Annotated in this window: 10 protein-coding genes; 6 read left to right on the forward strand and 4 right to left on the reverse strand. The window is 59.4% G+C overall.

All coding sequences use genetic code 11. From position 1 onward, the window contains the following. The first annotated feature begins 231 nt into the window (after positions 1 to 231). The 3 genes from ACZ5D1_RS04380 (at position 232) to ACZ5D1_RS04390 (ending at position 5,040) form a co-directional block, all read left to right on the forward strand. Positions 232 to 2,559, forward strand: coding sequence for a discoidin domain-containing protein (locus tag ACZ5D1_RS04380; RefSeq protein WP_464556024.1), 2,328 nt, complete (start codon positions 232 to 234; stop codon positions 2,557 to 2,559). Position 2,560: 1 nt separating this feature from the next. Further along, positions 2,561 to 3,031 carry a DUF4376 domain-containing protein gene (locus ACZ5D1_RS04385; protein ID WP_011367100.1) on the forward strand — a complete coding sequence of 157 codons (471 nt, stop codon included), beginning with the start codon at positions 2,561 to 2,563 and terminating at the stop codon, positions 3,029 to 3,031. Positions 3,032 to 3,780: 749 nt separating this feature from the next. Continuing rightward, positions 3,781 to 5,040 carry a GGDEF domain-containing protein gene (locus ACZ5D1_RS04390; protein WP_051364001.1) on the forward strand — a complete coding sequence of 420 codons (1,260 nt, stop codon included), beginning with the start codon at positions 3,781 to 3,783 and terminating at the stop codon, positions 5,038 to 5,040. A gap of 77 nt (positions 5,041 to 5,117) precedes the next feature. Here ACZ5D1_RS04390 and fsa read toward each other — a convergent pair whose 3' ends face one another. Beyond that, positions 5,118 to 5,765 (reverse strand): fructose-6-phosphate aldolase, encoded by a 648-nt coding sequence (gene fsa / locus ACZ5D1_RS04395; protein WP_027182116.1) that lies wholly within the window; start codon positions 5,763 to 5,765, stop codon positions 5,118 to 5,120. Between the two features lie 291 nt (positions 5,766 to 6,056). On the opposite strand from fsa, the gene ACZ5D1_RS04400 reads away from it, so the two are divergent. The 3 genes from ACZ5D1_RS04400 (at position 6,057) to ACZ5D1_RS04410 (ending at position 10,269) form a co-directional block, all read left to right on the forward strand. Further along, positions 6,057 to 8,426: an ATP-binding protein gene (locus tag ACZ5D1_RS04400; protein ID WP_464556027.1), complete on the forward strand. Its 2,370-nt coding sequence runs from the start codon at positions 6,057 to 6,059 to the stop codon at positions 8,424 to 8,426. Between the two features lie 150 nt (positions 8,427 to 8,576). Further along, positions 8,577 to 9,089 carry a hypothetical protein gene (locus ACZ5D1_RS04405; protein ID WP_464556028.1) on the forward strand — a complete coding sequence of 171 codons (513 nt, stop codon included), beginning with the start codon at positions 8,577 to 8,579 and terminating at the stop codon, positions 9,087 to 9,089. 76 nt (positions 9,090 to 9,165) lie between these two features. After that, positions 9,166 to 10,269: an EAL domain-containing protein gene (locus ACZ5D1_RS04410; protein ID WP_027182118.1), complete on the forward strand. Its 1,104-nt coding sequence runs from the start codon at positions 9,166 to 9,168 to the stop codon at positions 10,267 to 10,269. A 92-nt stretch (positions 10,270 to 10,361) separates the two neighbouring features. Here the strand turns inward: ACZ5D1_RS04410 and ACZ5D1_RS04415 are convergent, their stop codons facing one another. The 3 genes from ACZ5D1_RS04415 to ACZ5D1_RS04425 all read right to left on the reverse strand — a co-directional run bounded on the left by ACZ5D1_RS04415 (position 10,362) and on the right by ACZ5D1_RS04425 (position 14,795). Next, a complete protein-coding gene (locus tag ACZ5D1_RS04415; RefSeq protein ID WP_011367107.1) occupies positions 10,362 to 11,882 on the reverse strand; it encodes an L-lactate permease in 1,521 nt (506 codons plus the stop codon). Positions 11,883 to 12,225: 343 nt separating this feature from the next. After that, complete coding sequence (locus tag ACZ5D1_RS04420; protein ID WP_011367108.1) at positions 12,226 to 12,672, reverse strand: 4Fe-4S dicluster domain-containing protein; 447 nt, start codon at positions 12,670 to 12,672, stop codon at positions 12,226 to 12,228. Next, the gene (locus ACZ5D1_RS04425) at positions 12,669 to 14,795 is read right to left on the reverse strand and encodes a molybdopterin-dependent oxidoreductase (RefSeq protein ID WP_273194145.1); all 2,127 of its coding nucleotides are present in this window, start codon (positions 14,793 to 14,795) and stop codon (positions 12,669 to 12,671) included. Before ACZ5D1_RS04425 ends, ACZ5D1_RS04420 begins: the two co-directional genes overlap by 4 nt. Positions 14,796 to 15,020 lie beyond the last annotated feature (225 nt).

Below are 15,020 nucleotides of genomic sequence, written 5' to 3' on the forward strand. Positions count from 1 at the left end.
CGAACCACGGACACTGAACGTTCCGTCCTGCTGAATATTCACGCCGATTCGTTACCATTGCGGCGGCTGCCCGCCCGCATGCAGGTGCCTGCCTGCACGGTATGCTCTTTTGCCGTGCGCAATCTGGCGTGCGCAGCTTGGCGTATACGGTCCGGCGGGCGCAACGTCTGTTCGGGTCAGTGTGATATTACAGCTCCCTCGGGAAACAGCTAACAGCTCAAGGGAGGACGTATGACTGTTTCGACAGGGCCTATTGTCTGCACATATGCAGGCGACGGGGTACAGGACTGCTGGCCTGTTCCGTTCGTGTTTTTTGCACCGGACGAGGTGGGGGCCATGCTTGCGGATGAGACAGGCCGAAAGCGGCGGCTGGAGTACGGGCGCGAATACAGTGTGGAAGCCGTGCGCGGGGCGGACGGAGGCACCTGCCGGTGCTCTGTGAAGCAGGGGCAGAAGCTCACGGTGTTTCTGGACATAGCGCCGACACAGGACATGGATCTGCGCAATACGGGGGTGCTGGATGCCGAGCTGCTGGAACGGGCCTTTGACAAGCTGACCCTGCTGAATCAGCAGGTGCGCGAAACACTGGGGCGCTGTGTGCAGGTGGGCATGGGCGAGTCCGCCAACCCTGAGGCGCTGCTGGCCGCCATAGACGAAGCCGCTGCGGTGTGCGCGGCGGGACGCAATGCTGCGGAACAGGCCCGCGATGAGGCTGTGGCGGCGCAGGCGCAGGCGCACGAGGCTGCGCGGCGTATCAGCCTGCCGGATCCTGCCGCCGGAAGTGGCGGAAAGCTGCTGACGGTGACGGAGGACGGCCGCTGGATTCTGGGCAGACGCGTGGGCTGCGGTGACAACGACATACCCGTCAACAGCATGCTGCCTGCCGTGTCGCAGGCGCACGCCCCGCAATCCATCATACAGGCGCTGCGCGGGCTGCGTCCGGAAGGCTGGACAGCCGCGGACTGTGACGCGCCGGTGCTTGCGCTGCTGCCGGGGTGCATCTGCACCCATGGCGGACGCTGGTCGCCCGCCGGAGTTGTTTCGGCCTCTTCCGAGTACAGCAGCGCATATTCCGCGGGCAATCTGGTGAACGGCAGCCCTTCAACCGACGGCAGTACGGGCATCTACGCGTCTGCAGGTAATACCGCATGGGTTGAATACCGGCATCCGCTGGTCAGAAAAGTACGCGGTTTTTCCATCCGTTCGCGCAATCACAGTGATGCCACGGACGAGCGGGATGCCCCGCACACCCTTACGGCGTATGCCGACGGCGCGGAAGTGAAAAGCTTTACCACGGGGGTATGGACCAAAGGACAGCTGAAGCGGTTTGATTTTGATGCGCCGGTGCATCTGACTGCTCTCAGGGTGGCCATGTCTGATCTGACGGGGGCAAACATTCACCTGAGCGAGCTGCGCATTCATTATGAAGATGTGCCGGAAGGGGCGGTGGCCGTTCCTGCGGGGCTTCAGGTTGCGTATGCGGACGGCGGGTGTGTGCGCTCTTCCGTAGTGCTTCCGGCGTATGAGGTTGTTGATCTGACCTCCGCGGCGGACGGGGTGTGCCATATTTATGCCGATATGGCGGCGGACGGTACGTTTGCGGGGTTCGGCCATACGGACATTCCGCCGGAAACAGGCACATCACGCGGCGGAGCGGATGTTATTCCGGCGTTCAGCGGGTATACGCTGGCAGGGTGGGGCACCGTGAGCGCCGACAGTGAAAGTGACCCGCTGTACGCGGCGTGGAAGGCGTTTAACAGAACGGTTGCTGACTCGAATGATTTCTGGGGAAGCGGCCGGAATGACGGCACAGGCTGGCTGCGGATGGTATTTACCGCGCCGCGTACCGTTGTGGGCTACATGCTGGTTCCACGTTCCGGCGGAACAAACAGCTGGATGCCGAAAGCATGGAAGGTGAAATACGGCGGGGCTGATACGCCCGACACGACAGCACAGGCCGTGAGCGGGTTTGTGTTTCCGGGGCAGGGGATTGCCGGAAAATCGGTGTTCATGCTGGATGCGCCGGTAACAGCGGCGTCGATTGAGATTGAAGTGACCGCATCCGCCGATCCGGCGGGGCTGGTGGGACTGGCCATGTTTGTACCGCTTTTTGCCGGAGATTTTTTTGATACGGCGGCCGGTGTGATGCACGACTGCACCGGCGCCCCTGTACGGCGCGTCTATCTGGGGCGGGTTGAAAAAAACGGCGGTACTGTGCGCACGGTGCACAGTTACGGGGCCGGAACCGTAACCGTCATACCTGTGAATGCGGGGGAACCTGTGGCGAAAAACTCCGCAGTTATTGAAAACCTGCCGTTCCCGTATGCGTGCGGCATGACGGCGGAGCCGCAGCTGCATGCCGAAGGCTTCTGGGGAAAGGCCGGATGGATTTTCACCTCTGCCGGTATCGGTGTTTCGGCATCGGTGCGCGATGACGGGGTGCGGGTGTTTACGGGCGGTGCGGGCCTTGCCTCGCAGCCTGCTTCCATCGGCGGTGATTTCAGCGCGGGTGTGCCCGGACCCGCGCGAATCCGCGCAATTGTACACAGGGGGTATTGATATGCCGGTATATGCCAAGGCGGGCGAAAGCCTGCAGCACATTATGAATCCGCTGCAGGCGGCAAAGCATCCGGAACTTGTTCTTATGGAGGGGCCGCGTCCTGCCGACGGGTATGTGGCTGCGGATTCCGGCAGGTGGGTACTGTCCCGGGACGCCCTGCTGCAGGCTGTAAGCGCCGAAAAGAACCGCCGCAGAGACAGCGGCTTTATGCTGGACGGCGTGCTGTGGGACAGCGACTACGCCGCACGGCTGGCCTATGCGGAAATGGCCGCACGCTTTGCGGCGGCACCGGACTGCACCGTGCACTGGAAGGCCAGCGCGGGCAACTGGGTGATGCTGGATAATACGTTGTTTGACAGGGTGCACGCGGCGGCGCAGGCGCATATAGCCGCAGCCTACGAATGGCAGCGGCAGCAGGAGGCCGCGCTGGCATCTGTACCGGATGAAGGGCAGACTGCGGCAGACTGCTGACCTGCCTGCGTGCGTGGCTGTGACGGGCTTTTTTGCCGGCAGAAGATACCGGCGAAGACACCGGCGGTGATACGGGGAGCCCGTGCACAGGCATTGCGGCATACGCCTGCCCGGCCGGTTATGGCAGGCGGCAGCAGCCGGAAAAGCTGATCCTGAACCGCGGGGCATTACGCCCTGCGGTTCAGTTGTCTCTGTATTCCGTGCTTACGTCCACCTGTCCGCTGACTTTTACCGTTTGCTGATCTGCTCTGTCAGGATTATGCGCGCAGCCGGCAGCCAGCACGGCTGTCAGTATCAGGGATAATAAAAAAAGAGTGTGTTGTGCGGCTTTCATGGCTGTTGCTCCGTTGTTTTTCTGCCGGTGTGCTGTCTTTACTGTGTGGCTGTGCAGGGCGCGGCGCAGCGTTGCCACCGGTTCCGCTATGCCTCAGAGTGCTGCCGCATGCAAGTGCAGGTGCGGGGTCGCATGATGGGGGCGCCGTTTTTTATACAAGCATAGACAGCTTTTATGATGGCATTTCGGCCTTGCGTTGTGTAAAATCTGCAGTACGGTTTTTTGCCTGCGATGCGGTGGTGCATATATGCGCCGCCTTTGCGCACCGCGGGTTATCCATGTGTTTCAGGGCCCGTATGGCCGGTTCGGTACCGCGGCACCCTGATGCGGCTTTGTGTGCGCCCGGCATGCTGCTGATGTATTGTCTGACATGCTGCCGGTCAGATACCGCGGTTACCCTTGGGGAATGTAAACTGTGACTGACAATAATCAAGACCTTGTACAAGAGCACGAAGGGCTGGCAGGGCTGCCTGTTGAGCAGCCGCCTCCGCCGTCGTTCATACGCATCTTCTGGCTGCCCGTAATATTGTATGCCGGATTTGTGCTTCTTTTTGTTTATTGGGCCGGTGCCGAAGCGGAAAAAGAAGCTCTTGCCGACCTTGATGCCCGTCTGCGGGTGGCGGCCGTGGCGTTGCCGGGCATGCTTGCCTCAGATTTTCATGACCGGGCCATAGCCCCAGGTTCTGTGGGGATTGATGAAGAGCTGAAGAACCGCGAGCGCTTTAACAGGTATGCCGCGGAAGCAGGGATGATATACGTCTACACGCTTGTCCAGTTCCGCGACGGGTTCTGTTTTTCGTCGCCCACTGTGACAGTGGAAGAAGCGCAGGAACGCCGTTCGTGGTTTTTCTACCCGTACGAAAATCCGCCTCCGGCGTTTATGAAAGCCCTGCAGACCAACACGGCGCAGTATGTTTCGTATGCCGACGAATGGGGCCGCTTCCGCTCTGTTGCGGTGCCTATGACATCTCCTTCGGGACGGCGGTACCTTGCCTGTGCCGATATCCAGCTGCAAGAGGTGCACGAGGAAATCCGCCAGCGGCAGCAGTTCGCTTTGCTGGCGTCGCTCGGCTTCATGCTGCTGGGAGTGCCTTTTCTGCTTGCCGGGCGGCAGGCTGTGGCAATCTATGCCCGGTATTCGTTGGGAATTCTGAGCAGAAATATGAAACTGAAGCGTCTGGCGGAGCATGACAGCCTGACAGGACTGCTTAACAGAGTGTCTTTTTTCCGTGTGGTGGATCAGCGCATTCTTATGATGCGTCAGGTCGGCGCGCAGGGGGCGCTGCTGATGATAGATATTGATGACTTCAAGGAGATCAACAGCAGGCACGGGCATCTTTTCGGTGATGAGGTGCTGCTGGGAGTCAGCCATATCTTGCGTCAGACCGCCCGCAAACAGGATACTGCGGGCCGGTACGGCGGCGAGGAGCTTATGCTGTTTCTGCCCGATGCCAGTGCGGATGCCGCCCGTTCTGTGGCGGAGAGGCTGTGCGCACAGGTGGGCGAGATGCCGTTCACATTTCAGGGACGCACCATCCGGTGCACCGTCAGCATAGGTGTGGCGCATTTTACCGCGCCTTCCGATATGGCCATGGGCTATGCAGAAGTGGCGGACAATGCCCTGCGGCAGGCCAAACGGCATGGAAAAAACAACGTTGTGGTGCTCGGGGCCTGATGTCCGCAAGTGCCGTATGTCTCCCCCGCACGGCGTATGCTGCCGTGCGGGGGCTTTTTTAATGCCGCACTGTCAGACTACGACTGCGTAAGCTTGTTCCAGTCGGCAAGAAATGCATCAAGGCCGGAATCTGTGAGCGGGTGATGCATAAGCTGTCTGAGCACCGTGTAGGGCACTGTGACCACATCCGCCCCCACCAGTGCGCTGTCCAGCACGTGCTGGGCGTGGCGTATGCTGGCGGCCAGTATTTTTGTTTCGTAGCCGTAGTTGTCAAAAATGGTGCGTATCTGGCTGACAATCTCCATACCTTCATGCCCTATGCCGTCCAGCCTGCCCAGAAAAGGGCTGACATAGGTTGCTCCGGCTTTGGCGGCCAGAAGTGCCTGCATGGCCGAAAAAACCAGCGTCACATTGGTTTTTATGCCTTTGCCGGTCAGAGTGCGGGTGGCGATAAGGCCTTCTGCGGTCATGGGCACCTTGATGACCACATTATCGCCGTAACGCACCAGTTCTTCCGCTTCGCGCAGCATGCCTTCAGCATCCGGACTGATTACCTCCAGACTGACAGGGCCGTCGACCTCGTCGCAGATCTGCTGCATGCGTTTTTTCCAGTCGCCGCCCTGCCGTGAAAGCAGAGTGGGGTTGGTGGTTACTCCGTCAATAAGTCCCTGCTTTCCGGCCAGACGTATTTCGTCCAGATCGGCGGTATCGAGAAAAAATTCCATATACGTCTCCTTGGATACGCTGCGCACCGCATGGTGAAAGGGGCAGCTGTTGTGTCTTATGTTACTGCCAGCGTAGCACGCCGCGCCCCGTATGTCTGCATGGTCAGAGGTGGTATGTGACTTTGCGTGCCGGTGCGGATAATAATAACAGCCGGCCTGCCGGACGGATATACTGGCCATAACGTACCGGAGGTTCCGATGTACAGCGCCGACAGATACCCCGTCCGCAGCCGCCGGAAGTGCTTTTCGTGCGGCATGCCGGGCCATGCATGCAGGCTCCGGACCGTTTGCGTGCGGGCCGTGTGCGCCGTCTGGCTGATTGCTCTGTACGCGGCCGGTGCCGTGGCTGCTCCTGCCGTTGCGGCCGCTGCCGTGGGGGGCGCTCCGGCACGGGCGCTGCTTGTTTCATCTTATCACCCGGGATTCCCGACTTTTTTTGACCAGATAGCGGGCCTGCGTTCTCAGCTTGATGCCGCCGGAGTGCTGCTGGATGTGGAATTTATGGATTCCAAGCGGTTTGCTCCCGAAAAGGTTTCGCCCCAGTTCAAAGACATGCTGAAGCGCAAGCTGGCGGTACTGCCGCCGTATGATATCGTGTTCTGTGCCGATGATAACGCGCTGCAGTTCATGCTTGAGCACGGCAGAGAGCTTTTCCCCCTTACTCCGTGCATTTTTATGGGCATCAACAATGTGGGGCTGGCTGTCTCGCTGCGGCAGGATGAACTGTTTACCGGCGTGGTGGAATCTGTATCCGTGACGCAGACCCTTGCACTGGTGCGGCAGCTTCTTCCTCAGATGACCGGCGTTGCTGTGCTGGTGGACGGCACTCCCAGCGGACAGGGTGACCTGAAAACCGTTCTGGCTGCGGAACGGGACTTTCCGGAACTCAGCTTTTCGGTGATTTCTCTGCAGGATATGAGCTGGGATGCCTTTGGCGCGGCACTGGAAAAGGTGCCGCCGACCAGCGCTGCACTGCTGCTTTCGGCGTATGTCGATGCCGCAGGCGAACGCAGAACATTTGAGTCGTCGCTGGATTTTATAGCTGCCCACCTGCGTGTTCCGCTGCTGCATCTGTGGGAGCACGGCATAGGAGAGGGCGTGCTGGGGGGACGTGTGGTCAGCCATCACGAACAGGGACGGTTAGCCGGCATGCTGGGGCTGCGGGTGATGCGGGGCGAATCCGCTGCCGTGGTGCCGGTGGTGCGCGGTGATGCGGCTAACAGATATATTTTTGATTTCAGACAGCTGGAAAAATTCGGCGTGCGGCTGTCGCGCCTGCCTGAAGGCAGTGAAATACGGTATCGCAGCAGTACGGTATGGGAGCGTAACCGCTGGGGCATTATCATCGCTGTGCTGGTGGTGCTGCTGCAGGCACTGGTCATACTCATGCTGCATACGAGCAGGCGCCGTCTGCGCGACAGTGAAGAGGAACTGCGCCTGTGGGGTGTGGTGTTCCGCCATGCGGGGTGGGGCATAGCGCTGGGGGTGGGCGATGATGACAGGCTGACTCTTGTGAACCCCAGATATGCCGAGATGCACGGGTATACCGTGGAAGAGATGCAGGGCATGTCGGTGCTGGAGCTGTCGCAGCGGGAATGGGCCGCACTGAAAAGCCAGCGTGCGCGTGCGCTGGCAGACGGCCGCGCAGAACAGGAAAGCGTGCACCTGCGTAAGGACGGCAGCAGTTTTCCGGCGTGGGTTGATATTTCCGTCGTACGCGGCAGTTCGGGCGGCGTTACTTACAGAGTGGTGAATGTGCAGGACATATCGGAGCGGGTGCGTACACAGGAACTGCTGGTTGAAACGGAAAAAATGATGTCTGTGGGCGGACTGGCAGCAGGTATGGCGCACGAGATAAACAACCCTCTGGGTATTGTGCTGCAGAGTGTGCAGAACATGCAGCGTCGCCTTGACCCGTCACTGGAAGCCAACGCACGCGAAGCAGCAGCCTGCGGGGTGAATCTGGAAAATGTGCAGACGTACATGGAGCGGCGCAGCATTATGCGCTCGCTCGAGCATATCCGCGAGGCAGGACTGCGTGCGGCCGAGATAGTACGCAACATGCTGGATTTCACCAGACGCAACGATGCCGGACGCAGCACCTGCGACATTGCCGTGCTGCTGGAAAAGGTGCTGATGCTGGGGTCCAGCGATTACGACCTGAGCAAAAAATATGACTTCAGGAATATACGCATAGTAAAGGATATTGAAGCGGACCTGCCCGCCGTACCATGTGTGCGCACAGAGATTGAGCAGGTTTTTTTCAATATCATCCGTAATGGTGCCGAAGCCATGAGCGAACACCCCGTGGCAGGCAGGGTGCCCACCCTTGTCATCTGCGCGCGCCGTTCCGGCCGCTGGCTGCTGGTCGCCATACGGGACAACGGGCCGGGCATGTCCGGCGAGGTGCGCAGAAGAGTGTTCGAGCCTTTTTTCACCACCAAGCCCGCAGGCAGAGGTACCGGTCTGGGGCTTTCGGTGTCGTATTTCATCATCACGCGTAACCACGGCGGCAGGATAGAGGTGCACTCGACACCTTACGAAGGCTCCGTCTTTCTGGTGGCCTTGCCTGTTTCGGGGCAGCCCGCCGGGGCGGATGACGCTCCTGATTTTCCTCTTATGGATGAACTGAGCCGCAGGGCGTTGCTCGGTGCGGGCTAGACGGTTATTCTGTCAGCCTTTTCTTGACGGAAAGGGCGACAATACTGTTTACTTGGCCCGTCGCGGCGGACCGCTGCGCTCCGTGATCTGCGCGGTGCGCAGGCTGTGCGGCCTGATGATTTTTGTGCGGGGATACAGGAGAAAAGTCGGATGGACAAATGGCTCAGAATTTTGCTGGAACTGCTGCCTGTACAGGTTTTTGCGCTGGCATGGCGGTGGGAGGGCAGCAGCGGGCCTGACGGCTGGATGATTCCGTATGCCGCCGGAGCTGTTGCGGCCCTGCTGTGCACCGGTGTGCTGCTGTGGCGGCGCGTGCTGCTGGACAGAATACTGCTGGGGGTCAATCTGGCCATTGCCCTTGCCGGACTGGGCCTTTACTGCGGCACCCCCGGTCTGCCCGGCCTTTTGGGCGACCTGCGCGGCGCCGGTTTTTTTATCATGATTCTGCTTACCGCCGGTGTCACCTATCTTACCCGACCTGCGGCATTGCTGCATCTGGAACGCGGAACGTGGGAACCGTGGGACAGATACATGCTGCTCTATTCGCTGGGGGCATTTGCGCTCGCCTTCATCACCCGTTCCGCCCCTCTTGTGAATGCTTTTTTGCTGGCGCTTCTTTTTGTGGCCCGCGGCAGCCTGCAAAGTGCGGCACGGCGCGTCTGACGCGCCTGTATGCCTGCGGGTTGTCCGGTGTCTGAAAGGTGTGCATGTCTTTTGATCAAGCGAGGTTGCCTGCAGGATGAATCAGCTGTTTTCTGCACCGGTTCATGGCCGGTGTCCCCGCTGTGAAGGAACTCCGGAACGCATACCCGACTCCGGCGTACTGTATATCTGCCCGCCCATTATTCCGTCGTGCGAAGCGCTGCGCCGCTATCTGCAGCAGAAGGCAATGCCCTACACAGAGGTGTATCAGGACATTTTCGCCATTCCGTTTGACAGAATGTCGTTGGAGGTTTTTTGCGAAGAGTATCTGGAACATATCGGGTCTCTTGAGCAGAAGGACACCCGCAGCCTGCTGCTGGCGCACGGTGAAGAACTGACCGTACGGCATGTGGCGCGCATGCGTCCGCTCGAAACGATAGTGGCGCGGCTGCAGGGTGAATGGCTCATAGATATGCTCGACAACGGCCGTCTGGAGACGCATTTCCAGCCCATTGTGAACGCCGCATCTCCTGCAGATGTGCATGCTTACGAGTGTCTGGCGCGCGGCATAGATGAAGACGGCGCGATTATAGGTCCTGCCAGAATGTTCGGGGTGGCCAAGTCCGCGGATCTGCTTTTTAATCTGGACAGAGCGTGCCGGCTGGCAGCCATAGACGGCATGGGCAGATACGGGCTGGACAGACCGCTTTTCATCAACTTCAATCCCGCAACCATATACAACCCTGTCTACTGCCTGCAGACAACCATGAATGCCATCAGCAAGGCGGGACTGCAGCCGGACATGGTGGTTTTTGAGGTTGTGGAAAGCGATGAAGTGCAGGACGTCAATCACCTGCTTAATATTCTGCGCTATTACCGCGACCATGGATTTAAAGTGGCCCTTGACGATCTGGGGGCAGGTTTTTCGTCGCTTAACCTGCTGGCGCGGCTGAAGCCTGACTATGTAAAGCTGGACATGGGGCTTGTGCATGATGTGCACCGTGAAGAGTATAAAGCCGTCATAACCGGCAACCTGCTTGCCATGGCCCGCGGGCTGGGCATAAAGACCATTGCAGAGGGTGTGGAGACCGAAGGCGAGTGGCGCTGGCTGGCGGCCCACGGTGCCGATTATGTGCAGGGCTTTCTTTTTGCCCGCCCTGCTGCCCCGCCGGATGCGGTCAAGGTTCCCTGCTGCCCGTAACTGCGGCACTGCGGACAATAGTAAAGCGGGAAGGCTGTCAGCCTTCCCGCTTTTTTTATATGCAGCCCCGCGGGGCGGTTTGTCTGCCTGTGCTACACGGCAAAGTACTTGATGTACGGAATGGTGGCGTACACCAGTGTGCCCAGAATCAGGACATAGGCCGCGCATACGGCCAGAGTGCGGTTCATTATGCGTCCTTCCGAGCCTACAAGGCCGGTGGCAGCGGTGGCCACGGCAATGGACTGGGGCGAGATCATCTTGCCCGCGGTGGCACCGGCTGCCGATGCGGCGACTATCCATGCCTGATCAATGCTGATGCGGCCTGCCACTTCCATCTGCAGCTGGCCGAAAAGCACGTTGGACGAAGTGTCGCTGCCGGTCACAAAGGTGCCCAGCGCGCCCAGCAGGGGCGAAATGAGCGGGAAGTATGATGCGGTGGTGTCTGCCACGGCCACGGCTATGGTGTTGATCATGCCGCTGTAGGCCATGACCTTTGCCAGCGCCACGATGCTGACCACGGTGACGGCGGAGTAAGTGAGTTTGCCTGCCGTGGAAGCGAGCACGCCTGTGATGGAGCGCAGACTTTCACCCTGAATGCGGCCGCCGATGTATGTGGCCAGAATGATGAGCGTGCCGGGTGTGGCCAGCCATTTAAAGGTGAATTCATTGTCGCCGTAAATGGTGACGGTGGTCTTTACCAGTCCCAGCGTGTCTTTGATAAGCGGGAACAGGTTGCTGCACAGAATGATGAAGCCGAATACCAGCATGTAGGGCAGCCATGCCTTTATTTTCACGCTGGCAGGCAGTGGTTCTGTTTCGGGTGCTGCGGTGTCGCGGTGGAAAATACGGGCCCAGATTATGGTGGCCAGCATGCTGCATATGCTGCCGATGAGGCAGGGCAGCTCGGCACCCATGTATTTGGCCGTATACAGCTGGGGCAGGGCAAAAGCCACACCCGATACAAACGTGGCGCCTACTACCCCGCGCAGTCCCTTGAAACCGGCGGTGAGGATGACCAGCAGAAATGTAATGAGAATGATGAAGACGGACAGCTGCAGTGCGGTGTAGTAGCTGATGGTTTCGACAGGCAGCCCCGTGACACCGGCCATGGTGATGATGGGAATGCCGATGGCGCCGAACGCCGTGGGCACGGTGTTGGCCACCAGACAGATAATGGCCGCGAACATGGGCTGAAAGCCCATGGCTGCCAGAATGCTGGCCGGAATGGCAACCGCCGTGCCGTATCCTGCCACACCTTCCAGAAATCCCCCGAATCCCCATGCCACAATAAGCACCAGCAGACGTTTGTCGGTGGTTATGCCGGACAGCATGCGGGTGATGATATCCATGCTGCCTGTTTTACGGGCAAGATTGTACGTGAACACTGCTGCAATGATGACAATCATGATGGGCCACAGTGCCAGCGCAGCCCCCTCCAGAGCCGCAGCCAGCGCGTCGGTGACCGGCATCTCCCACCATCCGAAAATTGCCAGCGCCAGAGTGAGCACCAGCGTGGCGCTGCAGGTCTTGTAAGCAGGCAGCTTTAAAATGACGAGAGAAAAGATGAGCCAGAGAATCGGCGCGAATGCCGCGAAAAGTTGTACTGCTTCCATGGTCTTCCTTTCCGGAAAGTTGAAGTGAATCAATAACGGCGGGTTACCCGCTCTCCTTGCGTGGTGTTTTGTTTGGTTAGTCAAACAATCTCAAGGGGATTACTCCCTGTATCGGTTTGCGTCAAGAGCACGTTGTATTTTAAGGCTTTGCTACAGTATTGTGCGGCGCTGCATGCGTGCGTTGCAGCGATGTGGTGCGGAAAGAATGTCTGCGGAAAAAGGACAGGATTTTGTCCTGTACCGCCAGTAACAGCGCGGAAAAGAGAAGGCGGGCAAAGGGCAGATGGCTGGCATGGCAAGGGGTACTGCGCGGGCAGGGCGCCCGCGCAGTACCCCTTGCCGGCTATTTGCGGGTGAAACTCAGTGCGTGCGTGGTGCAGGCGGTGACACAGGCGGGCAGCTTGCCCTCGTCAACGCGGTCCATGCAGAAGTCACATTTGAGCACAGTGGCTGTGGCGGCGTTGAAGACGGGAATATGCCATGGGCAGGCATCGATGCAGGCTTCGCATCCGATGCAAGTTTCCTGATCAACATATACTATACCGTCAGATTCGCGCCGTATCATGGCGCCGGTGGGGCATACGTCCACGCATTCGGGCGTTTCGCAGTGGTAGCAGCACTGATAGGCAGCTTTCATGCGGGGTACGCCGTCCACCATCACCGGTTCGGAAGATGTGTGCACGCCCAGCTTGATGCCTGCCGGAGTGTTGTTTTTCGCTTTGCAATGCACTTCACATGCCTTGCAGTGGATGCAACGTTTTTTGTTCAGTTTCAGTCTGTATCTGCTCATGCTGCTCCCCCGTCCTGCTCTGCCTTGCTGATAACCACGAAGTGCTCCTGAAGTGAAAGACCGCCGCCGGATGTATCATAGCGCTCCAGTCCGCCGGGCATCAGTTCGTGGTCGGCCACGCCGCATCCCCGGGCGCGCGATTCCACAGGCAGCCTGTGGCCGAAGCCGTGCACCATGAACAGTGCTTCGGGGTGCACGCAGTCTGTCACAAAGGCCTTCATGCGTCCGGCGGGATTGCGGGGAGCGCCGGCAGGCGCCACTTCTATCATGTCTCCGGTGCATATGCCCAGTTGTTCCGCACGTGACGTGTGTATCCATGCCACATTTTCGGGCATCTGCTCATGCAGCAGCGGGTTGTTTACGGTGTGCCCCTGCGTGTGCACTCCCACTCTGCCGAAGGCTATGCGGAAGGCCCCCTGCGGAGGCGCAGCCGGAGCTGTGTAGGGTTTCAGGGTGTGAATGTCGGCTTTCGCCCATTTGGCGCTTACCATCTCCAGTTTGCCGCTGGCGGTGGGAAAGGATTCGGGTGTGCGGTACAGGGGGGTATCGGCCAGTTCGACAAATCCTTTGGCGTCAAAATCGCCTATGCTTACCCCCGTGTCGCGCAGCTGATAGTCCCAGATGTCTTCTATACGGGTGAATGCCAGATGCTTCATGGCGGGGCACACGTCGGTAAGGCGCGATGCCAGCCCGCACAGAATTTCCCAGTCTGCACGGGTGTCTGCAGTGGGCTGCATGGCCCGTTTGCGCACAAAAAACTGCGGCTTGAGTCCGGCCTTGCCCGCTATGATGCTTTCGCGTGAAAGGTAGGGCGAAAGGGGCAGTACCACATCGGAGTGCCATGCCGTGTCCGACCAGCTGAAGGTGACACTGACAAGCAGGTCAAGCCCTTCCCATTTGCGCTTGAGCGCTTCGGGGTCGGGCATGGCCATAAGCGGGTCGTGGCGGTAGCATATGTAGGCTTTGACCGCATAGGGGTCGGCTGTGGCGATGGCGTCGTACGCCAGATTGACCAGCCCCGGGCCCGCATCGAACTGCGGGTGCCGCCAGCCAACGCCGTCGGCGCGTTTTTCTTCGGGTTTCGGCATCAGTGCCGCCAGCTTGTTCAGTCCTTTGCGGCCCACGTCTTTGGGCGTGTTGACCAGCGGCAGACCGCCCCTGGCACCTATGGAGCCGAGCAGCGCGTTGATGATGTAGGCCGTGCGGCATACATAGAATGAATCATCGTAGCGGGCCACCATCCAGCCGGGGTGCCAGATGACCGAAGGGGCTGCTTCTGCCAGCTGCGCGGCCAGCGCCTCGATGCGTTCCGCGGGTACACCTGTCTGTTCCTGCGCCCATGCTGCCGTACAGGGCGCGGTGAACGCCGCCAGTTCGTCAAAGTCATGAAAATGGCGGGCCACGTACTCCTTGTCGTACAGCCCGCGGGTGATCAGCTGATTGATCACAGCCAGATTGAAGGCGTAGTCGGTGCCCGGACGCACCATGAAAAAGTTGTCGGCTTTGCTGGCGCTGACAGAGGCGCGTATATCGATGACGCTCAGCTTGCAGCCGTTGTCCAGCGCGTCCATGACACCGTTGCATTCGGCCACGTTGATGGCTTCGAGAATATTGCGGGTCTGCAGCACAATGTGGCGTGCGTTACGCAGGTCGTAGGCAACCTGCTTGCGCCCCATGCCCATGACGGACTGGGCGGCGTGCTGCACGTTGCGGGCGCACGAGGCGTCGTGGTTACAGTAATTGGGCGAGCCGAGTCCGCGCACAAACGCCTGATGCAGGTCGGCAAAGGGACCGCCGCGGTCGCTCCACAGAACGCTTCTGCCGCCGTGTTCCGCCATGATGTTTTTCAGTCTGGCGGCCACATAGTCCAGTGCCTCGTCCCAAGTGGCTTCACGCCACTTTCCTTCGCCCCGTTCTCCTGTTCTGATAAGGGGCGTGACCGGACGCTCGGAATCGTATTCCAGCGCCATGCCAGCAGCCCCGCGGGCACAGAGCGCCCCTTTGAGTGCTGAATAAGGGTTGCCCTGTATCCATGCGGCGTTGCCGCCGCGAGTCTCCACCATGATGGGGCAGCGCACACTGCACATGCCGCAGACGCTGAAAACGGTCTTGTCTTCTGCCATTCGTCCCTCCGCAACGGTTGAGAACCTGCCGTACCTGATGCCGGTCAATCAGGTAAAATACGCCATACGGGCAAAATTGAAAAGCCGCAGCCTGATTGTGCAAAAAAGCACAATATCGGGCGCCGCCGGAAAAAACAGCCGCCGGTGTCTGCCTGTCTGTGTCCGCATTATTATAAGGGCCGCGCATGCGGTTTTCTGTCTATATAATTGGGCATGCTGTTTTCT

The sequence above is a fragment of the Oleidesulfovibrio vietnamensis genome (genome assembly GCF_055388115.1).